The organism is Leifsonia virtsii (assembly GCF_030433675.1).
Taxonomy (GTDB): domain Bacteria; phylum Actinomycetota; class Actinomycetes; order Actinomycetales; family Microbacteriaceae; genus Leifsonia; species Leifsonia virtsii.
Map to the genome: position 1 here is coordinate 477,153 of NZ_JAROCB010000004.1, position 26,587 is coordinate 503,739.

The following is a 26,587-nucleotide window of genomic DNA, read 5'->3' on the forward strand; positions in this document are numbered from 1 at the left end:
GCACGAACGAAAAATGAGATAAGCTCACAAGCAAGAGAGAGGATCACTGATCCGAGGCGTGGGCGCACCTGGTGCGATCCTGTCGTCCTCACCAGTCGGGCCGACGTGTGGAGGCCGGCGTGTCATCCCCATACGCCGTTTCCGTGCTGGAGCGTGGAGCACCCGAGAATCCGCCTGCGGTCGGGCACGAGCGGTGGCGCTTCACCAGCGAGAATCCGGCGCGGAGCCACATCCGCCGTCGGCCCGACTCTCTCGGTCCATCCGTCGCGGTGACTGCGGTCCGCCGGGACAACGGCGCCTGCTCGCGCACCCGCACTCGTTCCCTAGCACCGCAGTCGCAGTCGCGGTCCGGAGAGGGTAACTGCGGTGCGCGGGAGCGACGGCGCCTGCTCGCGCACCCGCACTCGTTCCCTAGCACCGCAGTCGCGGGCGGGGACGCGGGGGCGACGCGGGCGCGTCAGGAGCGCGCCTCGACCTCCTCGACGACGAAGCAGCCCTCGACGTGGTCGTCGACCATGCCGGTCGCCTGCATGAGGGCGTACATGGTGGTCGGACCGACGAAGCGGAAACCACGACGGCGCAGCTCCTTGCTGAGCGCGGTCGACTCCGGGGTGACGGCCGGGAGGTCGCTCCAGGAGCGCGGGCGGGCGCCCGTGCGCGGCGAGGGAGCGAAGCTCCACATCAGCTCCTCGAGCGGCAGGTCGAGGTCGAGCACCGCGCGCGCATTGGAGATGGTCGCCTCGATCTTGCCGCGGTGGCGGATGATGCGGGCGTCCTGCAGCAGCCGCTGCACGTCGACCTCGGTCATTGCGGCCACCTTCACGGGATCGAACCCGAGGAAGAGCTCGCGGAAGGCCGGGCGCCGGCGCAGGATCGTGATCCACGAGAGGCCCGCCTGGAATCCCTCCAGGCACAGCTTCTCGTAGAGGGCCCGCGGGTCGTGCTGCGGTCGGCCCCACTCCTCGTCGTGGTAGCGGCGGTACTCGGGGTCGCTCGCCGACCAGGCGCAGCGGGCTCGGCCGTCGTCGCCGACGATGAGCACCTCGCGCTCGGCGGTGGCGGGCGCAGCGGGGGCAGAGGGCGCGTCGGGCACGGTGGGTTCGGTCGTCGCGCTCATGCCGCCAGCAGGATCCCTTCGTGCTCGAGCAGCCACAGCTTGGTGGGGACGCCCTCGCCGCCGCTGTACCCGGTGACCCGCCCGCTCGACGAGAGCACCCGGTGGCAGCCGACGATGATGGGGATCGGGTTGGCCCCGACCGCTCCGCCGATCGCACGCCCGTACCCGGCGTGGCCGAGGGACGCGCCCAGCTCGCCGTACGACACGAACGTGCCGAATTCGAGCTCGGCCAGCCGCTGCCACACCGCCTGGCGGAACGGCGTGCCCTGCAGCCGGACCGGCACGTCGAACGCGCGACGCGACCCCGCGAAGTACTCGGCCAACTGTGCCGCGGCGTCGTCGAGCACCGCGGTGCTGCGTTCCGGATGGTCGTCGAGCGGCAGGCTGCCGCCGCGCTCGATCGAGAGCGACGTGACGGCCGTGCCGTCGCTGGTGAGCTCGAGCCGGCCGATGGGGCTGGTCGTGCGGAGGAGGTAGGCGAAGGAACTGCTCATGGGTCGACTCTAGGGCGGACCACCGACCTGGCACTCGCGGGAATCGGACATTGGGGATAACTCGCCGCGGGCGCCGACTGTCGACGGGAAACCGGCGCCGGAGGGCCCCGCCGCCGTGCCTAGACTCGGAGCATGGCGAACATCGAATACCGCACCCTCGGACGCTCCGGACTGATCGTCTCCACAGTCGGCTTAGGCTGCAACAACTTCGGCCGCAAGGACACCGCGACCGAGACGCAGGAGGGCACCGACGCGGTCATCGGCGCGGCCATCGACGCGGGCGTCACGTTCTTCGACACCGCCGACATCTACGGCAAGGAGCGCGGCCTCTCCGAGACGCTCATGGGCAAGGCGCTCGAGGGTAAGCGCGACAGGATCGTGCTCGCCACCAAGTTCGGGATGGACATGGCCGGCGCCAACGGACCGGACTGGGGCGTCCGCGGCTCCCGGCGCTACATCCGCCTCGCGGTCGAGAGCTCGCTGCGCCGCCTGCGCACCGACTGGATCGACCTGTACCAGCTGCACCGTCCCGACCCGCACACTCCGATCGAGGAGACGCTGGCGACGCTCGACGACCTCATCGCCGAGGGCAAGATCCGCTACATCGGGCACTCGAACCTGTCCGGCTGGGAGATCGCCGAGGCCGAGTTCACCGCACAGCTGGGCGGCCACCCGAAGTTCGTCTCGGCCCAGAACGAGTACAGCCTCCTGGTGCGCGACGCCGAGCGCGAGGTGCTGCCGGCGGTGAACCGCTACGGCCTGGGCTTCCTGCCGTACTTCCCGCTCTACAACGGGCTGTTCACCGGCAAGTTCACGCGGGAGGGCGGCCCGGCCGACAGTCGCATCATGCAGCTGCGCAAGCACCTGCTCGACGAGGCTCCGTGGGATCGGATCGAGCGCTTCCAGGCGTTCTGCGACGACCGCGACGTCTCGATGCTGGCCGCCACCTTCGCCTGGCTGCTCGCTCAGCCCGGCCTGACGAGCGTCATCGCCGGCGCCACCAAGCCGGAGCAGATCGTCGCGAACGCCGAGGCCGCGACGGCGTGGCAGCCGACGCCCGACGAGGTCGCCGCGATCTCGGAGATCTTCGCCGTCGCCTAGGTCCAAGGCTTGTGAGTGAGCACTCACTCCGCGTAAAGTGTGCGCGTGACCAGCGACGCCCAGACCGAGGCCCCGCGCACGCGCGCCCAGCCGATGGCGGCCGACGACCGCAAGGCGATGATCGTCGATGCCGTCATCCCGCTGCTCCTGGAGCACGGCCGCGGCATGACCTCGCGCCAGATCGCCGAGGCGGCGGGCATCGCCGAGGGCACGATCTTCCGCGCCTTCGGCGACAAGGAGAGCCTGGTGCAGGCGGCCATCGAGAAGTACCTCGACCCCGAACCGCTGCGCGAGGCCCTGCGGAGCATCGACCCGGCGCTTCCGCTCGAGAACAAGGTGCGCGCCATCCTGTACCTGCTGCGCGAGCGGTTCCAGAAAGTGATGCGGCTGATGCCGGTGATCGGTCCGCAGCGTCCGCCGGTCCCGCAGGAGCGCGGCGAGTTCGCCCGGATCATCGCGCGCGTCCTCGAGCCGGAGACGCGCGAGCTCAACTGGCCGCCCGAGCGCGTGGCGCACCTGCTGCGCCTGATCACCTTCTCGTCGGCGTTCCCGGCGCTCAACGAGGGGATCGAGTTCAGCATCGACGACCTCGCCCGGATGGTGCTCGTGGGCATCGCCGGCACCTCCCCGCACGTCACCTTCCCGATCACCCCGACGGAGGCATCATGCTCCTGAGACTGCTCGGCCGGTTCCTCCGGCCGCACTGGCCCCTCCTCATCGGGGTCGTGTTCTTCCAGCTCGCGCAGTCGCTGCTGTCGCTCTGGCTGCCGACCCTGAACGCCGCGATCACCGACAACGGCATCGCCAAGGGCGACACCGGCTACATCCTGTCGGTGGGGGCGGAGATGCTCGGCGTCACGCTCGTGCAGATCGCCTGCGCCATCACGGCGGTCTACTTCGGCGCGAAGGTCGCCATGCTGGTCGGCCGCGACCTGCGGGAGGCGATCTTCCATCGCGTCGGCGAGTTCTCCGAGCGCGAGGTCTCGGCCTTCGGCGCGCCGTCGCTGATCACGCGCAACACCAACGATGTGCAGCAGGTGCAGATGCTCGTCATGATGACCTGCACGCTGCTGGTCTCCGCGCCCATCCTGGCCGTCGGCGGCATCGTGCTCGCCATGCAGCAGGATCTGGACCTCTCCTGGCTCATCGCCGTCAGCGTCCCGGCGCTGCTGGTGGCGGTGAGCATCATCATCGCGCGCATGGTGCCGCTGTTCCGGCGCATGCAGGACCGCATCGACCGGGTCAACCGCGTGCTGCGGGAGCAGCTGAGCGGCATTCGGGTCGTACGTGCGTTCGTGCGGGAGGACGTCGAGACGACACGGTTCCGGGTCGCGAACGACGAGGTGACCGACACCGCGCTGAAGGCCGGGCGCCTGTTCGCGCTGATGTTCCCCATCGTCATGCTCGTGCTCAACGTGTCGAGCGTCGCGGTGATCTGGTTCGGCGCCTTCCGCGTGCAGGAGGGCTCGCTGCAGATCGGGACGCTGACCGCGTTCCTGCAGTACCTCATGCAGATCCTGATGGGCGTGATGATGTCGACGATGATGGCCGTGCTGGTGCCCCGGGCCTCCGTCTGCGCCGACCGCATCGGAGAGGTGCTCGGCACCGAGCCGTCCGTCCGCGCGGCCGACGACGCGGTCACCGAGGTGAGCGCCCACGGGACCGTGGAGTTCGTCGACGTCGGCTTCTCGTATCCCGGAGCCGAGCATCCCGTGCTCACGGATGTGACCTTCCTGGCGCACCCCGGCAGGACCACGGCGATCATCGGCAGCACCGGCGCGGGGAAGACCACGCTGGTGAACCTCATCCCTCGGCTGTTCGACGCAACCAGCGGCATCGTCCTGGTCGACGGCGTGGATGTCGCCGAGCTCGACCCCGAGCTGCTCTGGTCGCGCATCGGCATCGTGCCGCAGAAGCCCTACCTCTTCTCCGGCACGGTCGCCTCCAACCTGCGCTACGGCAACCCGGACGCGACCGACGACGAGCTGTGGCACGCCCTGGAGGTCGCGCAGGCGCGCGACTTCGTCGAGGCGATGCCCGAGAAGCTGGAGGCGCCGATCGCGCAGGGCGGCACCAACGTCTCCGGCGGACAGCGGCAGCGCCTGGCGATCGCGAGGGCGCTGGTGCGCAAGCCCGAGATCTACGTCTTCGACGACTCGTTCTCGGCGCTCGACACGGCGACGGACGCCCGGCTGCGGTCCGCCCTCGCCCGGGACGTCGCCGGCGCGACCATGATCGTGGTCGCCCAGCGGGTGTCGACGATCGTGGATGCGGACCAGATCATCGTGCTGGAGGACGGCCGGGTGGTCGGCACCGGCACGCACGACGAGCTCGTGGAGAGCAACCCGACGTACGCGGAGATCGTGTCGTCGCAGCTCGCCGCCCAGGACGCGGCGTAAGGAGAGCAGGGGATGAGCGAGAAGACGACGGCACCGGCCCGGACCGCGGGCCCTCCCGGACCCCCCGTCCGCCGCGGACCGGGAGGAGGCGGCCCGTTCGGCGGGATGGGGATGCCCGTCCAGAAGTCGCTGAACTTCGGGCCGAGCGCCAAACGGCTGCTCGGCCGCCTGAGGCCGGAGCGCCTCGCCCTGGTCGCCGTGACGGTGCTCGCGGTGATCTCGGTGGCGTTCGCCGTGCTCGGGCCGAAGCTGCTCGGCAACGCGGTCAACCTCGTGTTCGCCGGCGCCCTCTCGCTGCAGTTCCCGAAGGGGATGACGCAGCAGCAGGTCATCCAGGGTCTCCGTGCGCAGGGCCAGAACCAGTTCGCCGACCTGCTCTCGGGCACCACGTTCACCCCGGGCGCCGGCATCGACTTCACGGCCGTCGGCCAGACGCTGCTCTGGGTGCTCGCCCTCTACGTGCTGTCCTCCCTGTTCAGCTACCTGCAGGCGTACGTGCTGAACGGCATCACCCAGCGCACGGTGTACCGGCTGCGCGCGGACGTGGAGGACAAGCTCCACCGCCTGCCGCTGAAGTACTTCGACGGGATGCAGCGCGGCGAGCTGCTCAGCCGCGTCACGAACGACATCGACAACATCTCGCAGTCGCTGCAGCAGACGATGAGCCAGCTGCTCACGTCCCTCCTGACCGTGGTCGGCGTCGTCGTGCTGATGTTCGTGATCTCGCCGCTGCTCGCGGTCATCGCGCTCGTGACCATCCCGCTCACCCTCGTCATCACGACGTTGATCGCCAAGCGCTCGCAGAAGCTGTTCGTCGCGCAGTGGCGCCACACCGGCGAGCTGAACGGCCAGATCGAGGAGGCCTTCACCGGCCACTCGCTGGTGAAGGTGTTCGGCCGCCATCGCGAGGTGGAGGCGCGCTTCCGGGAGAAGAACCAGGAGATGTACCGGGCGAGCTTCGGCGCACAGTTCATCTCGGGGCTCATCATGCCGTCGATGATGTTCGTCGGGAACCTGATGTACGTCGCGATCGCGGTCGTCGGCGGCCTCCAGGTCGCCAGCGGGATGATGCAGCTCGGCGACGTGACCGCGTTCATCCAGTACTCCCGTCAGTTCACGCAGCCGCTCACCCAGCTCGGGTCGATGGCGAACCTGCTGCAGTCGGGCGTCGCGAGCGCGGAGCGGGTGTTCGAGCTGCTGGACGCGGACGAGCAGTCGGCCGACCCGCAGCGGCCTGCGAGCCCGGAGGGGACGCGCGGACTGCTGGCGTTCGAGGACGTCTCGTTCCGCTACGTCGAGGACACTCCGCTGATCGAGCACCTGTCGCTCGTCGCCCAGCCGGGCCAGACCGTGGCGATCGTCGGGCCCACCGGCGCGGGCAAGACGACACTGGTCAACCTGATGATGCGCTTCTACGAGCTCGACGGCGGCCGCATCACGCTCGACGGCGTCGACATCGCGAGCATGACCCGGCACGACCTGCGCAGCCGGATGGGCATGGTGCTGCAGGACACCTGGCTGTTCAAGGGCACCATCCGCGACAACATCCTGTACGGCCGGCCGGACGCCACGGAGGAGGAGATGCTGGACGCGGCCCGGGCCACCTACGTGGACCGGTTCGTGCACTCGCTGCCCGACGGCTACGACACCGTGCTCGACGACGAAGGCTCGAACATCTCCGCGGGCGAGAAGCAGCTGCTGACCATCGCCCGCGCGTTCCTGGCGCGGCCGAGCGTGCTGATCCTCGACGAGGCGACCTCGTCGGTCGACACCCGCACCGAGCTGCTGGTGCAGAAGGCGATGAGCGCGCTGCGGGCCGACCGCACGTCGTTCGTCATCGCGCACCGGCTGTCGACCATCCGCGATGCCGACCTCATCCTGGTGATGGAGGCGGGCAGCATCGTCGAGCAGGGGACGCACAGCGAGCTGCTGGCGCGCGGCGGGGCGTACTACTCGCTCTACAACGCGCAGTTCGCCGGGGCGGGTGAGTAGAACCGGAGGCTCACGGGTCGGCGAGGCGCGACGCGTAGGCGCGCACGCACCAGAAGACGCCGTAGGCGATCAGCCCGAGCGCGATCAGCACAAGGAGGAACACACCGAACGGCACCTGGATGAGCGCCTTCAGGCTGCCGTCGAGCCCGCCGGCCTTCTCCGGGTCCGATGTGATGGCGCCGAAGACCACGAGGCCGCCGACGATGACCAGGGCGACGCCCTTGGCGACGTACCCGACGCGGCCGAGGGTGGTGGTCACGGTCGCCCAGCGGTTCGGCGGCAGCCGGAGGTCGCGCTCGAAGCGGTGGGTGACGCCGTTGACGACGAAGACGACGCCGACGGCGACGACCACCAGGCCGATCGCGGCGAGCAGGAAGACGCCGCCCGGCATCCCGAGCAGTTGCGCGCTCGCCGTCTTCTCGGAGGACGACGCGTTGTGCCTGCCGCCTCCCGCGATCGAGATCGCGATGCCGGCCAGCGCCGCGTAGACGACGCACTTGGCGGCCTCGGTGACCTTCTGGCCCGGCTTGTGCGCGGTGACGGCCTGCAGGATCTGCCAGAGCGAGAGGAAGATGAGCCCGACGATGACCGCCCACAGCACGAAGAGCCCGCCCGGCACGGCGACGAGTGCCTGAAGGGCGCCCGACTGGTCCGCGTTGCCGCCGGCGCCTGCCGCGACGGCCAGGGCGATCACGCCGATCAGGATGTGCAGGATGCCGATCGCGGCGAGCCCGACGCGGGCGAGGACGCGGACGGCGGGGGAGCGCTCGACTCGGGAGGCGACCCGGGTGGGGGAGGTCATGCTGTGAACGGTACCCGGCGTTCGGGGCGGGCGGAATCCGTCCCGCCCCGAACGCCGGGCGATCAGCGGGTCACAGCGCGGGGATCGTGAACACGGTCAGGTTCTTCCTGGTCTGCTCGTTCGCGAGCGCGGTGTCGACCGCCGCGTCGAGCACCTGGTCCGATGGCGTCGGGAGCGGGATGCTGCGAAGCGCCTTCACGTTCGGGACGTAGGTGGCGTTCATGGCATAGATCACTCTGTCGCAGTCCTGGAGGTCGGCGCCCGCGGCGAAGTCGGCGGCGGTGCGCTCCTTGTAGTCCAGGCCCCGCTCGTGCAGGCAGTAGTACTGCTCGCCCGCCTCGGCGGCGAAGTACACCCAGCCCGGGGTGACCTTCCCCGTGCCGGCGTCCCAGGCGTAGCCGCCGTTCCCCTCGTACAGCGGGAAGACCGTGTCGGTGACCGTCTTCACCGTCTCCGGCTTCGCCACCTCCGTCTTGACGAGCTCGCGGAAGGCGGCCTTGACCCCCGCCTGCAGGTTGGCGCGCTGGACGTCCAGCGACGCCTGCAGGTCCGACTGCAGTGCGGCCTTCGCGACCGTCGCCTCCTCCCGGAGGCTCGTCGCGCGCGCCGGGTCGGCCTTCGCGGCGATCTCGGCATTGCGGTCGAGCGACGCGGCGGCCAGTCCCGCGGCGATCACCTGCTGGCCCTGCGACACGGCGAACGACTCGGACATGACCTTGACGTAGTCGGCGGCCAGGTCGTCGATCATCCGGGCGAACGCCTCGTCGCGGTGCTGCTTGAGGTGTTCCATCGCGATCGGGGACGGATCGGGCATCGAGAACGCGTGGATGAACGAGACGATGAGCAGCCCGACGAGCCCGATCGTCAAAGCGACGGCGGGGTCGGAGGAGGCGAAAGCGAGCACCGACGCCACCAGCGCGACCGCGTTGGCGGCGATCTCGGTCTTGTCGCCGTCCTTGATGGCCACCGCGAGCCCGAGCACCTCCCCGAGGACGGGGATCATGGCGGTTAGGGTCGCGGCCGTCTCCAGGTTGGAGGTGTCCTCGCCGAATGCGGTCCGCAACGACTTCGTCCAACCGACGAACGCGACGCCGTCGAAGAGCACGCCTCCGAAGTCGCCGACGCCGACGGCCTTCGTCGCGTTGAGCACCTCGCGGGTGCCGGGCAGGCCGACGAAGGCCTTGTCGTCTTCTTCGCCGACGCCGCCGTACGAGCCGTTCGCCTGGACGACGGCCTCGAACTGGATCTTGGACCAGTCGAGGAGCTCATCGACGGACATCTGCCGGATGCGGTCCGGCGATATCCAGTGGACGCCGTTCCCGAGAATGATGTCGGCCCGGGCCGGGGGACTGTACTGAACCGTGCCGGCGACGATCACGCCGGCGACTGCGACGCCGGCGATCCAGCGTACGGCGCTCTTCACGCTCCACATGACGAACTCCTCACTGGCGTCCGACATCCTTGACGAACACCTTTCAATATTCATATCAGTTACTAGCTGCCGGTGCATGGTGCGTGTGATCGGTCGCGGGGCGCCGTTCGAGTCGAGGCGAATCTCGGGTACCCTAGAGGTTTGAGTCCGCCGCGTCGCCACGCGGCGGCGAGATCTGAACAGAGGAGGCCGGCATGGACATCGACCTCAGCGTCTTGCGTCTGATGGAGCGCGAGAAGGAGATCCCGTTCGACGAGCTGGTTCAGATCATCGAGCAGGCCATCCTGACCGCGTATCTGAAGCACACCAACCAGGCCGACCACCGGCACGGTCACAGCGACCAGCCGCCGGCCGCGCGCGTGCACCTCGACCGCAAGACCGGGCATGTCACCGTCTACGTCCCCGAGCGGGACGAGGAGGGCAACGTGATCGGCGAGGCCGAGGACAGCCCGAGCGACTTCGGCCGGATCGCGGCCTTCGCGGCCAAGCAGGTGATCAACCAGCGGCTGCGCGACATCGCCGACGACGCGGTGCTCGGCGAGTTCCGCGGTCGTGAGGGCGACATCGTCGCCGGCGTCATCCAGCAGGGGCCGAACCCGCGGATGATCCACGTCGACCTGGGCTCGGTGGAGGCCATCCTCCCGCCGGAGGAGCAGGTGCCGGGCGAGGAGTACGCCCACGGGTCGCGCATCCGCGTGTACGTGACGAGCGTGACGAAGGGGCCGAAGGGTCCGTCGATCACCGTGTCGCGCACCCACCCCGCACTGGTGCGCAAGCTGTTCGCGCTCGAGGTGCCGGAGATCGCGAGCGGGGTCGTGGAGATCGTCTCGCTGGCCCGTGAGGCCGGGCACCGCACCAAGATCGCGGTGCGCGCCACCGAGCCGGGCGTGAACGCGAAGGGCGCCTGCATCGGGGAGCTCGGCCAGCGCGTCCGCGCGGTGACCGCCGAGCTCAACAACGAGAAGATCGACATCGTCGACTACTCGCCCGACCTGGCGACGTTCGTCTCCAGCGCCCTGAGCCCGGCGAAGGTCACCAGTGCGTTCGTCATCGACGAGTCGCTGAAGGCCGTCCGTGCCCTGGTGCCCGACTACCAGCTGTCCCTCGCCATCGGCAAGGAGGGCCAGAACGCCCGCCTCGCTGCGAAGCTGACGGGCGCGAAGATCGACATCCAGCCGGATTCGATCCTCGACCGCGACTGACGACGACTGCGGCCGTTCGGAACGTCTGCGCGTGCTCGATCACGCGCAACTGTTCCGGACGGCCGCAATCGCTTTTCGGAAGGAGTAGGATGGAACCCGTCAGAACGTGCGTCGGATGCCGTTCTCGCGCTCCCCGGTCCTCTCTTCTGAGGGTCGTCGTCCAGCAATCGGTACTCGTGGCGGACCCGTCCGCCACCCAGCCGGGACGGGGCGCGTGGATGCATCCGGTCGTCGAGTGTCTCGACCTCGCAGAGAAGCGCCGGGCCTTCGGGCGGGCGCTTCGCGTGGAGGGGACCATCGACACCGCGGCCATCCGGTCGCAATTCATTAGAACAGGCTGAAGAAGTTGACTTCACATGAGTGACAACCGATGAGCGGCTCGAAATGAGATCCGTCCGCTACTAACGCCTGCCCCTGTCCGGGGTGGGCCCCAGACAGGAGAATTGTGGCTGCAAAACCACGCGTACATGAGGTCGCGAGCGAGCTCGGCGTCGACAGCAAGGTCGCGCTCGCGAAGCTCAAGGAGATGGGCGAGTTCGTCAAGGGACCGTCCTCCAGCATCGAGCCCCCGGTAGCCCGCAAGCTGCGTGCCGCCCTGGAGGCCGAGGGTGCGAAGCCGTCCGCCGACAAGGCGACCGCCGCACCGAAGGCGCCGTCCCAGGCGCCGCGTCCCGCGGCTCCCCGCCCGCAGGCGCCCAGCGCGCCCGAGGCGGACGCCGGCCCGAAGCCGCAGGCGCCGATGTCGGTCGCCGAGCGGCAGGCCGCTGCCGAGAAGGCCGCCGCCGAGAAGGCCGCTGCCGACAAGGCTTCTGCGGGCACGTCCGGCGCTCAGGCGAAGGCCGCGACCCCCGACGCCACGAAGCCCGCGGCGCCGCGCCCCGGCGGGAGCAGCATCCCGCGCCCGAGCGCTCCGCGCCCCGGCAACAACCCGTACTCGTCGAACCAGGGGATGGGGCAGCGCCCGCCGCGCCCCGGCAACAACCCCTTCTCGTCGTCGCAGGGCATGGGCCAGCGCCCGAGTCCCGGCAACATCCCGCGTCCGACCCCGCCGCGTCCCGGTGCGCCCCGTATCGGCGCGCCCGGCCAGGGCGGCGGCAACCGTCCCGGTCGTCCCGGCGGCGGTGGCGGCGGTCGTCCCGGCTTCCAGCAGCGCCCCGGCAGCGGCGGCGGTGCGGGCGCAGGGGCCGGCGGCTTCCAGCGTCCGGGCGGCGGCTTCGGCGGCCCGCGCCCCGGTGGCGGCGGCGGTCGCGGTCGTGGACCGGGCGGCGGCACGGCCGGTGCGTTCGGCCGCGGTGGCGGCAAGAGCAAGGCCCGCAAGTCGAAGCGCGCGAAGCGCCAGGAATTCGAGATGCGGGAAGCTCCGTCGCTGGGCGGCGTGAGCGTTCCCCGCGGCAACGGCGACACCGTCATCCGGCTGCGTCGTGGCTCCTCGATCTCGGACTTCGCCGACAAGATCGACGCGAACCCCGCGTCGCTGGTCACCGTCCTCTTCCACCTGGGCGAGATGGCGACCGCGACCGAGTCGCTCGACGAGGCCACCTTCGAGGTGCTCGGCGAGGAGCTGGGCTACAAGATCCAGGTCGTCTCGCCCGAGGACGAGGACCGCGAGCTGCTCGAAGGCTTCGACATCGACCTCGACGCAGAGCTCGAGGGGGAGTCCGACGACGTCCTCGAGATCCGGCCCCCGGTCGTCACCGTCATGGGTCACGTCGACCACGGTAAGACGCGCCTCCTCGACGCCATCCGCAACGCGAACGTCGTCGCGGGCGAGGCCGGCGGCATCACCCAGCACATCGGTGCGTACCAGGTGTGGACGGAGCACGACGGTATCGAGCGTGCCATCACCTTCATCGACACCCCGGGTCACGAGGCGTTCACCGCCATGCGTGCCCGCGGTGCGCAGGTCACCGACATCGCGATCCTCGTGGTCGCGGCGGACGACGGCATCATGCCGCAGACCATCGAGGCGCTGAACCACGCCCAGGCGGCGAACGTGCCGATCGTGGTCGCGGTGAACAAGATCGACAAGCCCGACGCCAACCCGGCGAAGGTCCGTCAGCAGCTCACCGAGTTCGGCCTGGTGGCGGAGGAGTACGGCGGCGACGTCCTGTTCGTCGACGTCTCGGCCCGCAACAACGTCGGCATCGACGACCTGCTCGACGCCGTGCTGCTGACCGCCGACGCCGGTCTCGATCTTCGTGCGAACCCGAACAAGGACGCACGCGGTGTCGCGATCGAGGCGAAGCTCGACAAGGGCCGCGGCGCCGTGGCGACCGTGCTCATCCAGTCCGGAACGCTCCGGGTCGGCGACGCGATCGTGGCGGGTACCGCCTACGGCCGTGTGCGTGCGATGGCCGACGAGAACGGCGACGCCGTCTTCGAGGCCGCCCCGTCGCGTCCGGTGCAGGTGCAGGGTCTCTCCAGCGTCCCGCGCGCCGGCGACGTCTTCATCGTCACCGAGGAGGACCGCACGGCCCGGCAGATCGCCGAGAAGCGCGAGGCCGCGGAGCGCAACGCGCAGCTGGCGAAGGCCCGCAAGCGCATCTCGCTCGAGGACTTCACCCGGGCCCTGGAGGAGGGCAAGGTCGAGGCGCTCAACCTCATCATCAAGGGCGACGTGTCCGGTGCCGTGGAGGCGCTGGAGGAGTCGCTCATGAAGATCGAGGTCGACGAGTCGGTGTCCCTGCGCATCCTGCACCGCGGTGTCGGCGCGATCACCGAGTCGGACATCGACCTGGCGACCATCGACAACGCGATCGTGATCGGCTTCAACGTCCGCCCGGACGTGAAGGCGCGCGAGCGTGCGGCCCGCGAGGGTGTGGACGTCCGGTTCTACTCGGTCATCTACAACGCCATCGAGGACATCGAGAACTCGCTCAAGGGCATGCTCAAGCCCGAGTTCGAAGAGGTCCAGTCCGGTGTGGCCGAGATCCGCGAGGTGTTCCGCTCCTCGAAGTTCGGCAACATCGCCGGTGTCATCGTCCGGTCCGGAACGATCACGCGCAACGCCAAGGCGCGCGTCATCCGCGACGGCGTCGTGGTGGGGGACAACCTCGCCATCGAGTCGCTGCGCCGGTTCAAGGACGACGTCACGGAGGTCCGTACGGACTTCGAGGCCGGTATCGGCCTCGGCAAGTACAACGACATCCAGGTGGGCGACGAGATCGAGACGACGGAGCTTCGCGAGAAGCCTCGGGTGTAATCGGAGCGAAGGCCGGTGGCTGAAGCCACCGGCCTTCTTGCCCCGAAAGGAGATACAGAACCATGGCCGATCCGGCACGCGCGAGGAAGCTCGCGGACAGGATCAAGGAGATCATCGCCAAGCGGCTCGACCGCGGCCTGCGCGACCCGCGCCTCGGCTTCGTGACCATCACGGACGTCCAGGTGACCGGCGACCTGCAGCACGCGACCGTCTTCTACACGGTGTACGGCACCGAGCAGGAGCGCGAGGACAGCGCCGCCGCGCTCAAAGCGGCCACCGGGATGCTGCGCAGCGAGGTGGGCAAGAACATCACCGCGCGCCTCACGCCGACGCTGGAGTTCCAGCTCGACGCGATCCCGGAGAACGCGGCCCACATCGAGGACCTGCTCCGGGAGGCGCGCGAGCGCGACACCGAGGTGGCCGGGCTCGCCGCGTCCGCGTCCTACGCGGGCGACGAGGACCCGTACGTGAAGCCGCGGGTCATCGGCGACGAGGACGACGAGGAGGAGTGACCTCCCCGCCGGCGTCGGGCCGGTCGTAGCATGTCGGCATGTTCGCCGTCTCGTTCTACGACGCCGACCCTGACGCCGGTCCTGAGCACTTCCAGCGCCTGGTGGAGGCCTACCCCCGGCACCGCGCCTACCTGGACGAGTTCGCGAAGGGCGGCGAGGTGCTCATGATCGGGACGTTCGGCGACCCGGCCACCCAGGGCTCGATGGCGATCTTCCGTTCGCGGGAGGCCGCGGAGCGGTTCCGGGAGGGCGACCCGTTCGTCACGGAGGGCCTCGTCCACCGTTCCCGCATCCAGGACTGGGATCCGCTCGTCTTCGGGTGACAGATCTCCGTGCGCCGGTATTCTGGCATGCGTGACTCTCAGGAACGCCGTCCGGAACACGCTGTCGCCGGTGATCGGGCGGGAGCGGGTCGACCGCCTCGTCAACGCCGAGAGCTCCGCCCGCGCATCGCTCGCCCGCTGGATCGCCCCGAAGGAGCGGCCGCCGGCAGCGGCGGACGAGGCCCCGGCCGGATACGAGATCGCCCCGAGCGGCTATCCCTTCTACCCCTGGGACGAGACGCAGTTCCCCACCCCGAGCCTCAGCCGGCACGAGTTCCTCGCCGGACTCCACGCGGCCCTCCGGCCCCGCAGCTACCTGGAGATCGGGGTCGACGACGGGCGCTCGCTCACCCTCTCGACGGCCAAGACCATCGGCGTCGACCCGGCGTTCCACATCACCAACCCGCTGCACGCGGACCTGCTGCTCGCGCGGGACACGAGCGACGACTTCTTCGCCTCCGGACGCGCGAAGAAGCACCTGGACGGCGTCCCGCTCGACTTCGCCTTCATCGACGGGATGCACCTGGCGGAGTTCGCGTACCGCGACTTCCTCAACGTCGAACGCCTGACCTCCCCGACGAGCATCATCGTCCTCGACGACATGATGCCGCGGTCGGTGCACGAGGCCGCGCGCGACCGGTACACCGACTCGTGGGCGGGCGATGTCTACAAGGTCGTCGAGCTGCTCCGCGCCGAGCGGCCGGACCTGGTCGTCATCCCGGTCAACACCGCGCCCACCGGCGTCGTGCTGGTGGCGCGGCTGGACCCGTCGTCGCGGGTGCTCGCGGAGCGCTACGACGCGCTGCTCCCCACGCTGCAGGCGGCCGACCCGCAGCAGGTTCCGGAGCACGTCCTCCGCCGCACGCTCGCCGTCGACGCGAAGGACCTGCTCGCCTGGGACGGCTGGGAGACGCTGACGGGCCTTCGCACGCGCCCGCGGGCGCTGGCCGAGCGCCGGAAGCTGTTCGACGCCCTCTCCGCAGCGTTCGCGCGGACGCCGGAGCAGCCCTGACCGGCTACGGCAGCGTGTAGCCGCCGAGCGTCTCGACGGCGAGGCCGTCCTTGACGAGCCCCTGGAGCGCCCGCTCGCCCTGCTCGGCATCCGGCCACAGTGCAGCCAGGTCTCCGGCCGCGACGGGCGTGTGCGACGCCCGCAGCTCCGCGAGGATGCGTCCGCGCGCCTGGCGGTCGCTTCCCTCGTAGCGCTTCTGCCTGCCCTTCGTCGGCCCCTCGTAGTCCGGGTAGCCGGCCTGACGCCAGCGGCAGCGGTCGGAAAGCGGACAGGAGTCGCAGCGCGGCGTGCGCGCCACGCACGCGATCGCGCCGAGCTCCATCATCCCGGCGTTGAAGGCGGCGGCCGCGTCGCGGTCCTCCGGGAGCAGGGCCTCCATCGCGGCCAGGTCGCGGCGCGTGCTCGGCGGACCGGGCTCCGCCTGACCGTCGACCGTGCGGGCGATCACCCGGCGGATGTTGGTGTCGACGACCGGATGCCGCTCCCCGTACGCGAAGGCCGCCACCGCCCGTGCCGTGTAGTCGCCGACCCCGGGGAGCGCGAGCAGGGCGTCCACGTCGTCCGGAACGACGCCGCCGTGCCGCTCCGTGATCGTCACGGCCGCCGCGTGCAGCCAGAGCGCGCGCCGCGGGTAGCCGAGCGACTTCCAGGCGCGGACGGCCTCGCCCGGCGGCACCGAGGCGAGGTCGGCCGGCGTCGGCCATCGGCTCAGCCACTCCTCCAGGTGCGGGATGACACGGCTCACCGGGGTCTGCTGCAGCATGAACTCGCTGACCAGCGTGCCCCACGGGGTGAAGCCCTCGCGGCGCCACGGGAGGTCCCTGCGGTTCTCCTGGTACCAGGCCACCACCGTCCCGGCGTAGTCGTGCATGCATCGAGGCTAACCGGTGCCGCGGCCTATGCTCGTCGCATGATGCTTCCGCCGACGCCGCGCGTGCTGTTCCTCCGGCAGCTCGTGGCCGCCATCCGGCGCGACGCGCCCGCGGGACGCGTGGCGGTCGCGGTCGACGGCGGGCGGATCGGCGGGACCGCGTTCGCGGACGACCTGGCGGCGGTGTTCCGGGAGGCGGGGGCGGACGCGTTCCGTGCCTCCCTGGCCGGCTTCCACACCTCCCGTGCCTACCGCACGCGCCTGGGGCCCGAGACGCCGCAGAGCCACTACCGAGACGCGTACGACCTCGTCGCCCTGCGCCGGGTGCTGCTCGACCCGTTCCGGCTCGGCGGGAGCGCCGGGTTCCAGACGGCGGCGTTCGACGAGGCGCGCGACCAGCCCGTCGAGGCGCGCTGGCTGACGGCGGGACCGGATGCGGTGCTCGTCGTCGACGGCGAGTTCCCGCTGCGGCCGTCGCTGCGCGGCGACTGGAACGCGTCGGTGCTGCTCGTGAACATCCCGCAGCCCGAGGCGTACGTGGAGGACGCGCACCCGCGCGAGCACGCCACGTTCCTGGTCGACGAGTCGGATCCGGCGCAGCCGCGGTGGGCGCCCCGCTGACTCAGGCCTCGAGGACCGACCGCATCCGCTCGGCCACCTCGTGCGGCGCGAGGAAGGCGCCCGACCGCTCCACCTCGTGCACCAGCGCGGTGATCGCCGCGTTGACCGGTGCGCCGACGCCGGCGGCCTCGGCCTCCGCGACGACAGCCCCGTTGAGGTAGTCGATCTCGGTCAGCTGCCCGCGCCGCAGGCTCTGCAGTGTCGAGCCCGGGTTGGGGGTCGCGCCCATCCGCCGCTTCATCAGCAGCGGCACTGCCTGCGCGGCCCAGCGCGGCGCGCGGGCGACGAAGCGCAGGATGCGGTCGTCGAGCCCCTGGATGCTGCCGTAGCGCACGCCCCGGGCGAAGCCGACGCGGGTGGCCTCCTGCAGGCTCGCGGTCACGATGGCGCGCAGCCGGCGGTCGCCGAGGACCTCTTGCGCGCTCAGCCCGGTGATCGCGGGGAGGGCGTTGATCTGGTTGACCATCAGCTTCGTCCACTGCGCGCCGGTGAAGTTGTCGATCGCGAAGGCGGGCATGGCCGCGTCCAGGATGCGCGCGGCGTCGACGGCGGCCCGAGGCGCCGCGCCGTCGCCGGCGCCGAGGTAGGTATTCGCCGTCGTCGTGACGGTGACGCGGCCGGGGGAGAGGTAGCTCGTGGCGTAGAGGGCGAGAGCGCCGACGCAGTCGGACCCGGGGAGCAGCCGCTCGGCCTCCGCGAGGCCGGCGAGCCCGTTCTGCACCACGACGACGGTGATGCCGTCGAGCAGGGCGGCGTTGGCGCGGATGGCGGCGGGGGCGTCCTGCGCCTTGGTGCAGACGAAGGCGAGCTCCGGCCGGGTCTGCAGCGTCTCTGCGGCGGCCACCCGCGCGGTGTGGGAACCCCAGCCTCCGTCGAGCCGGATGCCGGACTCCCGGATGGCGGCGAGCTGCTCCCCGCGGGCCGTCACCTCGACGAGGTGCCCGACGCGGTCGAGCAGCGCCGCGATCGTGCCGCCGATGGCTCCCGCTCCGATCACGCCGATACGCACGCGTTCCAGCCTATCCGCGCGCGGTGCCTCGCCTGGTTGACGCGACACGCCGCCGCGTCCGCCACCGGGACGGCGTGTCGCGTCAACCAGATGAATCCGTGGGACGCAACACGCCGCCATCCCGGCGGGAAAGCGGCGAGTTGCGTCCCATGGACGGGGTCAGTCGGCGAGGACGGGAGCCGGCTCGGCGGTGGCGAGGGCCTCGGCGGCGGCGGTTGCCGGTGACTCGGCGGCGGGCGCAGCGGCCGCGGCGGCGGCGCGCGCGGCCCGGCGGCTCGGCAGCGCGAGGGCGATCACGGCAGCGGCTGCTAGCACGCCAGCGCCGACCCAGACCGCGGGGACCGCCGCATCCACATAGCCCGTCGGCGTCAGCGTGCCGCCCGCGCCGGTGAACACCGCGGTGAGCACGGCGACGCCGAGCGCTACCCCGACCTCCCGCAGCGTCGAGTTCGTTCCGGAGGCCTTCGCGTGGTCGGCCGGGCGCATGTTGGCCAGCACGGCCGTCGAGCTCGGCGCGAAGACGAGGCCCATGCCGATGCCCGCGAGCAGGAACGGCGGCCACATCTCCGAATAGGGGAGCGTCGCCGACAGGGTCGCCGCGATCCAGCCCATGGACACGGCCAGCAGCACGAGCCCGGCCACGACCGGCAGCCGCGTGCCCGTGCGGGAGGAGAACAGGCCGGTGAGCGGTGCGACCACCATCGGGGCGAGCGTCCACGGCATCGTCATCACGCCCGCCTCGAGCGGGGTGTGCCCCTGCACCACCTGGAGGAACTGGATGAGGATGAAGATCGCCCCGAAGATCCCGAAGCTGAAGGTGACGCCGACCAGGTTGGCGACGGTGAAGCTGCGGTCGCGGAACAGCCGCAGCGGCAGCAGGGGGGCCGTCGCGCGTCCCTCCCAGAGCACGAAGGCCACCAGCAGGGCGGCGCCCGCGATCAGGGGGATGAGCACTTCGGCGCTGCCCCATCCTGCGTCGTTGCCGCGCACGATGCCCCAGACGACGCCGAGCACGCCGGGCGCGGCGAGCAGCAGGCCGACGACGTCGGCGCGCACGCGCTCACCGAAGCTGTTCGGCAGGGCGAGCAGCACGAGCGGGACTGCGATCACTCCGAGCGGGACGTTGAGCCAGAAGATCGCCTGCCAGTTCCAGCCCTCGACCACCGCGCCGCCGATGAGCGGCCCGAGGGCCACACCGAGGCCGGAGATGCCGCCCCAGATGCCGATCGCCGCCGGTCGCAGGCGCTCGCTGACGCTGCCGGCGAGGAGGGTGAGCGAGAGCGGGAGCAGGGCCGCTGCTCCTGCGCCCTGCACCGCGCGGGCGGCGATCAGCTGCCACGGCTCGGTCGAGAGCGCCGCAGCGGCGCTGGCGAGCGTGAAGACGGCGATGCCGGCGAGGAACACCGAGCGCCGGCCGAGCCGGTCGCCGAGGCCCACCGCCATGAGCATGAGGGTCGCGAAGGTGAGCGTGTAGGCGTTGACCACCCACTGCAGCTCCTCGATGGAGGCGCCGAGGTCGCGGGCGATGACCGGCAGCGCGCTGGTCACGACGAGGTTGTCGAGGGTCGCCATGAACATCGGCAGCGAGGCCGCGACGATCGCGAGCCAGACCGGGATGCGCCGGGCGACGGCGAGGGGTGCGGACATGCGCGCCTCCAGTTGTTGTTATCGAATGATTACAAGAGCTGACAGTAGTAATCGACTGATAACCTGTCAAGCGTGACGGACAAGATCAGCGAAAGGATCCCCTCGGCCGAGCGCCGCGAGCAGATCCTCGAAGCCGCCAGCCGGGTGTTCGGCGAGCGCGGCTACTTCGGCGCGACCACCGACCAGATCGCGAAGGCGGCCGGGATCAGCCAGCCCTACGTCGTCCGCATGTTCGGCGGCAAGGAGAACCTCTTCGTCGGCGTCCTCACCCGCTCGCTCGACCGCCTGCTCGTCGCCTTCACCGAGACCATCGCGCAGTGGAAGGCCGACGGGTCTCCCGCCGCGACCGATCCCGGCTACCCCATCGGCAAGAACCCGAAGCACGGGGAAATCGGCCGCCGCCTGGGGCTCGCCTACGTCAACCTGATCGAGGACCGCGGGCTGCTGCTCTCGCTCATGCAGGCCTTCAGCATGGGCCAGGATCCGAGCATCGGCGCGAAGGCCCGCGGCGGCTTCCTGACCATCTACCGGCTGCTGCGCGAGGAGGCCGGCTTCGACCCGGAGGAGGCGCGCGGGTTCCTCGCCGAGGGGATGTTGCTGAACACCCTGCTCGGCCTCCGGCTCACCGACGACTACGGCAAGGACGACGCCGCCACCGAGCTGATCGAGTGCACCTTCCGCACCAAGCTGCAGCTGGTGCTCGAGGTGCAGGGCGACGAGGGCGAGCGCGCGTGATTGGCAGCGGACTCATCCTGATCGACAAGCCCGCGGGTCTCACCAGCCATGACGTCGTCGCGCGCGTGCGCAGGGCCGCCGGCACGCGCAAGGTCGGCCACGCCGGGACGCTCGACCCGATGGCGACGGGCCTGCTCATCGTCGGCCTGAACTCCTCCACGCGGCTGCTCACCTACATCGTGGGCGCCGATAAGGAGTACTTCGCGACCATCCGGCTCGGCGCAGCGTCCACGACCGACGACGCCGAGGGCGAGCTGCTCGAGCCCGCGGGCCAGGAGGCGCTCGACGCGGTCGCGGCCGACGCGATCGCCACGGGCATCGCCGGGCTCACGGGCGAGATCGACCAGGTGCCCAGCTCGGTCAGCGCGATCAAAGTGGACGGCAAGCGGGCCTATGCGCGGGTGCGGGCCGGCGAGCAGGTGGAGCTGAAGGCGCGAGCCGTCACCGTCGCCGAGTTCGAGCTGCTCGAGACGAGGCGGGAGGCGGGCGCGATCGACCTCGACGTGCGCGTCGTCTGCTCCTCGGGCACGTACATCCGCTCGCTCGCGCGCGACCTGGGCGCAGGCCTCGGCGTCGGCGGGCACCTCACCGCGCTCCGGCGCAGCCGGGTCGGCGCCTTCCACGTGCGGGACGCGCACGACCTCGCTACGCTCGATCCTGCGGCGGCGCTCGTGCCGGCGGTGGATGCGGCCACCCGGCTGTTCGAACGGCTCGACCTCACCGAGCAGCAGGCCATCGACCTCACGCACGGGAGGCGCATCCACGTCGCCGACCGGGAGGGACCCGGCGGCGAGCCGGTCGCCGCGGTGGCGCCGAACGGCGCGCTGGTGGGACTGGTCGAGTTCCGCGGAAAGGAAGCAAGGACCCTCGTGAACTTCCCGACGGACGAAGCGGTCAGCCCCGCATGATCGAGTGGTTCACGACGGTGCAGGTGGTCGTCGCCTGCGCCGCGGGCATCCTGTGCCTGATCCTCGGCCTCGCGGGCCGGCTGCCCGGAGACGTCTCGATGGGCGCCGTCGCGGTCGTCGAGCTGCTGCTGCTGGTGCAGCTGGTGATCGCGATCGTCGCCCCGCTGGCCGGCAACCCGCCCTCCGGCAGCCTCGCGGAGTTCTACATCTACCTCATCTCGGCGATCGTCCTGCCGCTCGCCGGCGGGTTCTGGGCCCTCGTCGAGCGCAACCGCTGGAGCACCGTGATCCTGGGCGGCGTCTGCCTCGCCATCGCCGTCATGGTGTACCGGATGGGGCAGATCTGGTTCGTGCAGGGCGCGTGAGCGCTCCGGACGCAAATAGAATCGAAGCGATGTCCCACCACACCATGTCCGCGCGCACGAACTCCGACCCAGAGCCTCCCCGGCGGCGGATGTCCGGCGTCGGCCGCGTGCTGGTCTTCGTCTACGGCGTGCTGGCGCTGGCGGCGACGGGGCGCAGCGTGTTCCAGATCATCGACCGCTTCCACGAGGCGCCCGTCGCGTTCACGCTCTCGGCGCTCTCCGCCGTCGTCTACATCGTCGCGACCATCGCCCTCGTCGCCCCGGGCCGCGTCTGGTACCGGGTGGCCTGGATCACGATCGGCTTCGAGTTCGCCGGCGTGCTCGTCATCGGCACGCTCAGCCTGTTCGCACCCGCCGTGCTCGGCCTGCACGACATCGACCCGTTCGGCCGCGACGCCACGGTGTGGTCGGTGTACGGGATGGGCTACCTGTTCATCCCGCTGGTGCTCCCGGTGCTCGGGATGCTGTGGCTGAGCCGCCACCGGCCGGACGACGGCCGGGCCGTGGCGGACCGCGCGGGAGCGGGCTCGTGAGGGTCTTCCACGCGGTCGCAGAGATCCCGGACGGGTGGGGTCCGAGCGCGGTCACGATCGGCAAATTCGACGGCGTCCACACCGGCCACCGTGCGGTGATCGACCGCCTGCGGGCCGTCGCCGCCGAGCGCGGGCTGACCTCGACGATCATCACCTTCGACCGCAACCCGCTCGAGCTGCTCGCGCCCGAGAAGTGCCCGGCGTCGCTCGTCAGCAACGCTCAGAAGCTCGACCTGCTCGCCTCCACCGGCGTCGACGCGACGCTGATGGTGGCCTTCGACCGGGCGCTCGCCGGGCTCGACCCGGAGGACTTCGTCCACACCATCCTGGTCGACCGGCTGCACGCGGCCGCCGTGCTGGTCGGCAGCGACTTCCGGTTCGGCGCGCGCGGGGCGGGCGATGTGGCGATGCTGCGGCGGCTCGGCGAGAAGTACGGCTTCGACGTGGAGCTCATCGACGATGTGCGGCCCGAGCACGGCCGGCGCGTGTCGTCCACCTGGATCCGCGAGCTGCTCGCCGACGGCGACGTGCGGCACGCGACCGAGCTGCTCGGCTCGGCCCCGACCGTGCGCGGGCTCGTCGTGCACGGGGCGGCGCGCGGGCGGGAGCTGGGGTTCCCGACCGCGAACCTCTCGCCGGAGTCGGAGGGCCTCATCCCCGCCGACGGCGTCTACGCCGGCTGGCTGACGGACGCGGGGGAGCGGTACCCCGCCGCCATCTCGGTCGGCAACAACCCGACGTTCGAGGGCGTGCCGCACAAGCAGGTGGAGGCGTACGTGCTCGACCGCGACCTCGACCTCTACGACCACACGGTGGAGGTGTCGTTCGTCGAGCGCATCCGCGGCATGGTCGCCTACACCGGCGTCGAGCCGCTGATTGCGCAGATCGCCGACGACGTGCAGCGCGCGCGCGAGCTCCTCGGCGCCGCACAGCCCGACGACGCGGGCGAACCCGCCTGATGACGGACGACCCGCGGGCCGCCGGGGCGCGGCCGCTCTGGCGCGGGCGCGCCATCGCGCTGCTCGGCATCCTCCTGGTGGCGGCGAACCTGCGCACCGCCGTCGCCGCGCTCTCGCCGATCTTCGCCGAGATCCGCACCGAGTTCGCCGTGTCGAGCATCGGCGTCGGGCTGCTCGGGATGCTGCCGCCGGTCTGCTTCGCCCTGTTCGGCCTGATCGCGCCGCGCTTCACGCGGCGGCTCAGCCTCGAGGCGGTCGTGGTGATCGCGCTCGCGGTCATGCTGGCCGGGCACCTCGTGCGTGCGTCCGCCGGCTCCTTCGCCGTGCTCGCGATCGGCTCCGCCGTGACCTTCGCCGGGATGGGCGTGGGCAACGTCCTGCTACCGCCGCTGGTGAAGCGCTACTTCCCCGACCGGATCGGGCTGGTGACCTCGCTCTACGCGACCGTCATGTCGGTCTCCACGCTGCTGCCGCCGCTCGTCGCGGTACCGGTGGCGGATGCGGCCGGCTGGCACGTCTCGGTCGGGATGTGGGCGCTCGTGACGGTGCTCGCGATCCTGCCGTGGCTGCGCATCCTGATCTCGCACCGGCCGGCGCACCCGGACAGCGATGTGGAGGTCGAGACCGCGCAACCGGCGATGGCGGGGCGGGTCTGGCGGTCGCCGCTGGCGTGGGCGATGGCGGTGCTCTTCGCCGTGTCGAGCCTCAACGCGTACGCGATGTTCGCCTGGCTGCCGCAGATCCTGCACGACGTCGCAGAGGTCCCGCCGCTCGACGCCGGCGCCCTGCTCTCGGTGTATGCCGGGATGGGCATACCCGCCGGGCTGCTGGTGCCGCTGCTGGCCGCGCGGATGCGGAACGTGGCTCTTCTGATCTACGTCGCCGTCGCGTTCTTCGTGGTCGGGTACCTCGGCCTCATCCTGGTGCCGGCGACGGCGACTTGGCTGTGGGTGGCGCTCGCCGGTCTCGGGCCGCTGCTGTTCCCGCTCTGCCTCGTGCTGATCAACATGCGCACGCGGACGCACGCCGGCTCGGTCGCCCTCAGCGGCTTCACGCAGGGGCTCGGCTACACCCTCGGCGCGCTCGGCCCGCTCGCGGTCGGCGTGCTGCACCAGCTCACCGCCTCCTGGACGCTCGCCCTCGCAGTCCTCACCGCCACGGCGCTGGCCGCCGCCGTCGCCGGCTCCATCGCCGCCCGCCCCCACTACCTCGAGGACTGACCCCCCCATCATCGCTTCCTCGGTTAATCCGCCGACACGCCATCGTCGAGTGGATTAAGTGAGGAATCGACGGTGGGGGTCAGGGGAGGAGGTGGGCGCGGTGGATGAGGGCGGCGGCGCCGATCAGGGGGCCCTCGGAGGAGAGGGCGGACGGGACGATGCGCACCTTGCGGACGAACGGGAAGTAGTGGTTCGCGATCACCGCGCGCATGTGGTCGAACAGGTCGGGCGTCGAGTGCGAGAAGCCGCCGCCGATGGCCACGAGCTCGAGGTCGAGCAGGGCCGTCGCGGAGGCGATGGCGTGCCCGACGGCGGTCCCGGTGCGGGCGATCGCCTCGCGCGCGACCGGGTCGCCGGCGGCGTAGGCGGCCGCCAGGTCTTCGCCGGTCGCACCCGCGAAGCCCTGGTGCTGCGCCCAGGCGACGGTGTGCGGACCGGACGCCATGGCCTCCAGCGCGTACCGGCTGCCGAAGGTGTCCTCGCCCTCGATGTCACCGACCTCGACGTGGCCGATGTGCCCCGCGTTGCCGGTCGGGCCGGTGATGACGCGGCCGTCGACGATGAGGCCGCCGCCGATCCCGGTCGAGATGACCATGCCCATGACGTTGTCGACGCCCTGCGCCGCACCGACCCAGTGCTCGGCCATGGTGATGGCGACGCCGTCCATCTCGAGCGTCACAGGCACGTCGAGGCCGAGCCCGGCCGCGACGCCGGCGACGAAGTCGCGCATCGGGTAGTCGCGCCAGTGCGGCACGTTCAGCGGCGACACGAGGCCGCGCGTGCGGTCGATGGGGCCGGCGCTGCCGATCCCGACACCGATGACACGAGCGCCTTCCGGCAGTGCGGCGAACGCGGCGCGCACGACGCCGCCGACGGAATCCTCGAGCTCCGGCACCGTGGCGTTCCGGCCGGTCGGCCGGCGGTGACGGGAGCCTTCGACCAGGCGCCCCTCCGAGTCGACGAGGGCGGCCTCGACCTTGGTGCCGCCGAAGTCGACGGCGAGGACGTAGGCAGGGGCGATGGCGGGGGAGTCTGCGGGCACGACCCAACGATAAACGAAAGCGTCTCTGCTCATTTGAGCACACACCACGCAAGTGTTGCTCGCCTGCGTGGCGCTTCCTAAGCTGGACGGGTGGCCCTGAACGATTCGGACGAGATCCTCGCCGTCAAAGCCGCAGAGCTCTACTACGAGGCCGGCAAGACGCAGGACGAGATCGGCGTCGCGCTCAACGTCTCCCGCTGGAAAGTCGGCCGTCTGCTCGTCGCCGCCCGGGAGCACGGCTTCGTGCGCATCGAGATCGTGCACCCCAGCGCCCGCCGCTTCTCGCTCGAACGCGAGCTGTGCGGCTTCTACGGGCTGGACGACGCCGTCGTCGTGCCGGCCGCCGAGTCCGACTCGGAGGTGCAGGGCCGCGTAGCCCAGGCCGCGGCCGACTACCTCACCACGCTCCGCCCCGTCCCGCGCACGCTCGGCGTCAGCTGGGGCCGTACGCTGCACGCGGTCGCCGCGCGCCTCCGCCCCGGCTGGGCGGTCGGGGTCAACCCGGTGCAGATCAACGGGAGCGTCTCCTCCACCCGCCAGGCCACCGCGGCCGCCGACACCGCCGTGGTCATCGCGCGCAAGGCGCAGGGCACGGCGACGCTGCTGCCCAGCCCCGCGATCTTCGAGCATGCCGCCACCCGCCGCGCGATCGAGGCCGACCGCTCGGTGCAGAGCGTGCTGGAGCTCGCCCGCAGCGCGAACGCCTACCTGTTCAGCGCGGGCGTCGTCGACACCAGCTCGGTGCACGTCGACTCCGGCTACCTGTCGGTGGAGGATGTTGCGGGGCTCGCCGAGAAGGGCGCCGTCGGCGACGTGGTGGGCCGCTTCATCACCGACGACGGCCAGGTCGCCGATCCCGAGCTGAACTCCCGCACCCTCGGCCTCAGCCTCGACGAGCTGCGCGCGGCCCGCACCTCCATCGCGGTGATCGCGGGCGAGGCCAAGCACCGCGTCGCGCACGCCGTGGTCGCCAGCGGTCTGTGCACCGCGCTCATCACCGACGAGGCGACCGCCAACGACCTGCTCGGCCGCACGCACCCGGGCTCCGCGGCGCAGGCGACGCCGGCCGCGACGCAGAACATCCTGTAG

26 protein-coding genes are annotated in these 26,587 nt (G+C 71.1%); 18 read left to right on the plus strand and 8 right to left on the minus strand.

Annotated elements, in window-relative coordinates; translation table 11 throughout:
- Positions 1-457: 457 nt before the first annotated feature.
- Both P5G59_RS16415 and P5G59_RS16420 read right to left on the minus strand, forming a co-directional pair.
- Positions 458-1,117 (minus strand): DNA-3-methyladenine glycosylase I, encoded by a 660-nt coding sequence (locus P5G59_RS16415; protein WP_301220075.1) that lies wholly within the window; start codon positions 1,115-1,117, stop codon positions 458-460.
- Entirely contained in the window at positions 1,114-1,611 is a 498-nt protein-coding gene (locus P5G59_RS16420) for a methylated-DNA--[protein]-cysteine S-methyltransferase (protein ID WP_301220076.1), read from the minus strand. The genes P5G59_RS16415 and P5G59_RS16420 overlap by 4 nt, the downstream gene beginning before the upstream one ends.
- A gap of 132 nt (positions 1,612-1,743) precedes the next feature.
- Between P5G59_RS16420 and P5G59_RS16425 the strand changes: the two genes are divergently transcribed.
- The 4 genes from P5G59_RS16425 to P5G59_RS16440 are packed head-to-tail and all read left to right on the plus strand — an operon-like array spanning position 1,744 to position 7,103.
- Positions 1,744-2,712 carry an aldo/keto reductase gene (locus P5G59_RS16425; RefSeq protein WP_301220077.1) on the plus strand — a complete coding sequence of 323 codons (969 nt, stop codon included), beginning with the start codon at positions 1,744-1,746 and terminating at the stop codon, positions 2,710-2,712.
- A gap of 45 nt (positions 2,713-2,757) precedes the next feature.
- Entirely contained in the window at positions 2,758-3,387 is a 630-nt protein-coding gene (locus P5G59_RS16430; protein WP_301220078.1) for a TetR/AcrR family transcriptional regulator, read from the plus strand.
- Positions 3,378-5,111 (plus strand): ABC transporter ATP-binding protein, encoded by a 1,734-nt coding sequence (locus P5G59_RS16435; protein ID WP_301220079.1) that lies wholly within the window; start codon positions 3,378-3,380, stop codon positions 5,109-5,111. The genes P5G59_RS16430 and P5G59_RS16435 overlap by 10 nt, the downstream gene beginning before the upstream one ends.
- A gap of 12 nt (positions 5,112-5,123) precedes the next feature.
- Complete coding sequence (locus P5G59_RS16440; protein ID WP_301220080.1) at positions 5,124-7,103, plus strand: ABC transporter ATP-binding protein; 1,980 nt, start codon at positions 5,124-5,126, stop codon at positions 7,101-7,103.
- Positions 7,104-7,113: 10 nt separating this feature from the next.
- Here P5G59_RS16440 and P5G59_RS16445 read toward each other — a convergent pair whose 3' ends face one another.
- Together P5G59_RS16445 and P5G59_RS16450 are read right to left on the minus strand one after the other, a co-directional pair.
- The gene (locus P5G59_RS16445) at positions 7,114-7,905 is read right to left on the minus strand and encodes a DUF1206 domain-containing protein (RefSeq protein WP_301220081.1); all 792 of its coding nucleotides are present in this window, start codon (positions 7,903-7,905) and stop codon (positions 7,114-7,116) included.
- Between the two features lie 70 nt (positions 7,906-7,975).
- The gene (locus tag P5G59_RS16450) at positions 7,976-9,364 is read right to left on the minus strand and encodes a hypothetical protein (protein ID WP_301220082.1); all 1,389 of its coding nucleotides are present in this window, start codon (positions 9,362-9,364) and stop codon (positions 7,976-7,978) included.
- A 167-nt stretch (positions 9,365-9,531) separates the two neighbouring features.
- Between P5G59_RS16450 and nusA the strand changes: the two genes are divergently transcribed.
- The 6 genes from nusA to P5G59_RS16480 all read left to right on the plus strand — a co-directional run bounded on the left by nusA (position 9,532) and on the right by P5G59_RS16480 (position 15,588).
- A complete protein-coding gene (nusA, locus tag P5G59_RS16455; protein WP_301220083.1) occupies positions 9,532-10,539 on the plus strand; it encodes a transcription termination factor NusA in 1,008 nt (335 codons plus the stop codon).
- Positions 10,540-10,628: 89 nt separating this feature from the next.
- Complete coding sequence (locus tag P5G59_RS16460; protein ID WP_301220084.1) at positions 10,629-10,880, plus strand: YlxR family protein; 252 nt, start codon at positions 10,629-10,631, stop codon at positions 10,878-10,880.
- A gap of 104 nt (positions 10,881-10,984) precedes the next feature.
- Complete coding sequence (gene infB / locus P5G59_RS16465; protein ID WP_301220085.1) at positions 10,985-13,741, plus strand: translation initiation factor IF-2; 2,757 nt, start codon at positions 10,985-10,987, stop codon at positions 13,739-13,741.
- 62 nt (positions 13,742-13,803) lie between these two features.
- Positions 13,804-14,253, plus strand: coding sequence for a 30S ribosome-binding factor RbfA (gene rbfA / locus P5G59_RS16470; RefSeq protein WP_301220086.1), 450 nt, complete (start codon positions 13,804-13,806; stop codon positions 14,251-14,253).
- 38 nt (positions 14,254-14,291) lie between these two features.
- Positions 14,292-14,576, plus strand: a complete 285-nt coding sequence (locus tag P5G59_RS16475; protein WP_301220087.1) for a YciI family protein — start codon at positions 14,292-14,294, stop codon at positions 14,574-14,576.
- A 31-nt stretch (positions 14,577-14,607) separates the two neighbouring features.
- Entirely contained in the window at positions 14,608-15,588 is a 981-nt protein-coding gene (locus P5G59_RS16480; protein ID WP_301220088.1) for a class I SAM-dependent methyltransferase, read from the plus strand.
- Positions 15,589-15,592: 4 nt separating this feature from the next.
- Here P5G59_RS16480 and P5G59_RS16485 read toward each other — a convergent pair whose 3' ends face one another.
- The gene (locus tag P5G59_RS16485) at positions 15,593-16,459 is read right to left on the minus strand and encodes an HhH-GPD family protein (protein WP_301220089.1); all 867 of its coding nucleotides are present in this window, start codon (positions 16,457-16,459) and stop codon (positions 15,593-15,595) included.
- Between the two features lie 39 nt (positions 16,460-16,498).
- On the opposite strand from P5G59_RS16485, the gene P5G59_RS16490 reads away from it, so the two are divergent.
- A complete protein-coding gene (locus P5G59_RS16490; protein ID WP_301220090.1) occupies positions 16,499-17,080 on the plus strand; it encodes a nucleoside/nucleotide kinase family protein in 582 nt (193 codons plus the stop codon).
- 1 nt (position 17,081) lies between these two features.
- Here the strand turns inward: P5G59_RS16490 and P5G59_RS16495 are convergent, their stop codons facing one another.
- Positions 17,082-18,089, minus strand: a complete 1,008-nt coding sequence (locus P5G59_RS16495) for a ketopantoate reductase family protein (RefSeq protein WP_301220091.1) — start codon at positions 18,087-18,089, stop codon at positions 17,082-17,084.
- A gap of 159 nt (positions 18,090-18,248) precedes the next feature.
- On the minus strand, positions 18,249-19,736 hold the full coding sequence (locus P5G59_RS16500) for a DHA2 family efflux MFS transporter permease subunit (RefSeq protein ID WP_301220092.1): 1,488 nt from the start codon (positions 19,734-19,736) through the stop codon (positions 18,249-18,251).
- Between the two features lie 72 nt (positions 19,737-19,808).
- Here P5G59_RS16500 and P5G59_RS16505 point away from each other — a divergent pair, with 72 nt between their 5' ends.
- Genes P5G59_RS16505 through P5G59_RS16530 form a run of 6 tightly spaced genes read left to right on the plus strand, consistent with a single transcriptional unit; the run spans position 19,809 to position 24,456 of the window.
- Positions 19,809-20,471: a TetR/AcrR family transcriptional regulator gene (locus P5G59_RS16505; protein WP_301220093.1), complete on the plus strand. Its 663-nt coding sequence runs from the start codon at positions 19,809-19,811 to the stop codon at positions 20,469-20,471.
- Positions 20,468-21,379: a tRNA pseudouridine(55) synthase TruB gene (gene truB, locus P5G59_RS16510; protein WP_301220094.1), complete on the plus strand. Its 912-nt coding sequence runs from the start codon at positions 20,468-20,470 to the stop codon at positions 21,377-21,379. Before P5G59_RS16505 ends, truB begins: the two co-directional genes overlap by 4 nt.
- The gene (locus P5G59_RS16515) at positions 21,376-21,744 is read left to right on the plus strand and encodes a hypothetical protein (protein WP_301220095.1); all 369 of its coding nucleotides are present in this window, start codon (positions 21,376-21,378) and stop codon (positions 21,742-21,744) included. The genes truB and P5G59_RS16515 overlap by 4 nt, the downstream gene beginning before the upstream one ends.
- A gap of 29 nt (positions 21,745-21,773) precedes the next feature.
- A complete protein-coding gene (locus tag P5G59_RS16520) occupies positions 21,774-22,277 on the plus strand; it encodes a hypothetical protein (RefSeq protein ID WP_301220096.1) in 504 nt (167 codons plus the stop codon).
- The gene (locus P5G59_RS16525) at positions 22,274-23,236 is read left to right on the plus strand and encodes a bifunctional riboflavin kinase/FAD synthetase (RefSeq protein ID WP_301220097.1); all 963 of its coding nucleotides are present in this window, start codon (positions 22,274-22,276) and stop codon (positions 23,234-23,236) included. The genes P5G59_RS16520 and P5G59_RS16525 overlap by 4 nt, the downstream gene beginning before the upstream one ends.
- Complete coding sequence (locus tag P5G59_RS16530; RefSeq protein ID WP_301220098.1) at positions 23,236-24,456, plus strand: MFS transporter; 1,221 nt, start codon at positions 23,236-23,238, stop codon at positions 24,454-24,456. Before P5G59_RS16525 ends, P5G59_RS16530 begins: the two co-directional genes overlap by 1 nt.
- 79 nt (positions 24,457-24,535) lie before the next feature.
- Here P5G59_RS16530 and P5G59_RS16535 read toward each other — a convergent pair whose 3' ends face one another.
- Positions 24,536-25,498: an ROK family protein gene (locus tag P5G59_RS16535; protein ID WP_301220099.1), complete on the minus strand. Its 963-nt coding sequence runs from the start codon at positions 25,496-25,498 to the stop codon at positions 24,536-24,538.
- Between the two features lie 90 nt (positions 25,499-25,588).
- On the opposite strand from P5G59_RS16535, the gene P5G59_RS16540 reads away from it, so the two are divergent.
- Positions 25,589-26,587: a sugar-binding transcriptional regulator gene (locus P5G59_RS16540; RefSeq protein WP_301220100.1), complete on the plus strand. Its 999-nt coding sequence runs from the start codon at positions 25,589-25,591 to the stop codon at positions 26,585-26,587.

Coding starts and splice junctions, on each gene's coding strand:
- P5G59_RS16415 (WP_301220075.1), bottom strand. CDS start 1,117: ATGAGCGCGACGACCGAACCCACCGTGCCCGACGCGCCCTCTGCCCCC.
- P5G59_RS16420 (WP_301220076.1), bottom strand. CDS start 1,611: ATGAGCAGTTCCTTCGCCTACCTCCTCCGCACGACCAGCCCCATCGGC.
- P5G59_RS16425 (WP_301220077.1), top strand. CDS start 1,744: ATGGCGAACATCGAATACCGCACCCTCGGACGCTCCGGACTGATCGTC.
- P5G59_RS16435 (WP_301220079.1), top strand. CDS start 3,378: ATGCTCCTGAGACTGCTCGGCCGGTTCCTCCGGCCGCACTGGCCCCTC.
- P5G59_RS16440 (WP_301220080.1), top strand. CDS start 5,124: ATGAGCGAGAAGACGACGGCACCGGCCCGGACCGCGGGCCCTCCCGGA.
- P5G59_RS16445 (WP_301220081.1), bottom strand. CDS start 7,905: ATGACCTCCCCCACCCGGGTCGCCTCCCGAGTCGAGCGCTCCCCCGCC.
- P5G59_RS16450 (WP_301220082.1), bottom strand. CDS start 9,364: ATGTCGGACGCCAGTGAGGAGTTCGTCATGTGGAGCGTGAAGAGCGCC.
- nusA (WP_301220083.1), top strand. CDS start 9,532: ATGGACATCGACCTCAGCGTCTTGCGTCTGATGGAGCGCGAGAAGGAG.
- P5G59_RS16460 (WP_301220084.1), top strand. CDS start 10,629: ATGGAACCCGTCAGAACGTGCGTCGGATGCCGTTCTCGCGCTCCCCGG.
- rbfA (WP_301220086.1), top strand. CDS start 13,804: ATGGCCGATCCGGCACGCGCGAGGAAGCTCGCGGACAGGATCAAGGAG.
- P5G59_RS16475 (WP_301220087.1), top strand. CDS start 14,292: ATGTTCGCCGTCTCGTTCTACGACGCCGACCCTGACGCCGGTCCTGAG.
- P5G59_RS16485 (WP_301220089.1), bottom strand. CDS start 16,459: ATGCACGACTACGCCGGGACGGTGGTGGCCTGGTACCAGGAGAACCGC.
- P5G59_RS16490 (WP_301220090.1), top strand. CDS start 16,499: ATGATGCTTCCGCCGACGCCGCGCGTGCTGTTCCTCCGGCAGCTCGTG.
- P5G59_RS16500 (WP_301220092.1), bottom strand. CDS start 19,736: ATGTCCGCACCCCTCGCCGTCGCCCGGCGCATCCCGGTCTGGCTCGCG.
- P5G59_RS16515 (WP_301220095.1), top strand. CDS start 21,376: ATGATCGAGTGGTTCACGACGGTGCAGGTGGTCGTCGCCTGCGCCGCG.
- P5G59_RS16520 (WP_301220096.1), top strand. CDS start 21,774: ATGTCCCACCACACCATGTCCGCGCGCACGAACTCCGACCCAGAGCCT.
- P5G59_RS16530 (WP_301220098.1), top strand. CDS start 23,236: ATGACGGACGACCCGCGGGCCGCCGGGGCGCGGCCGCTCTGGCGCGGG.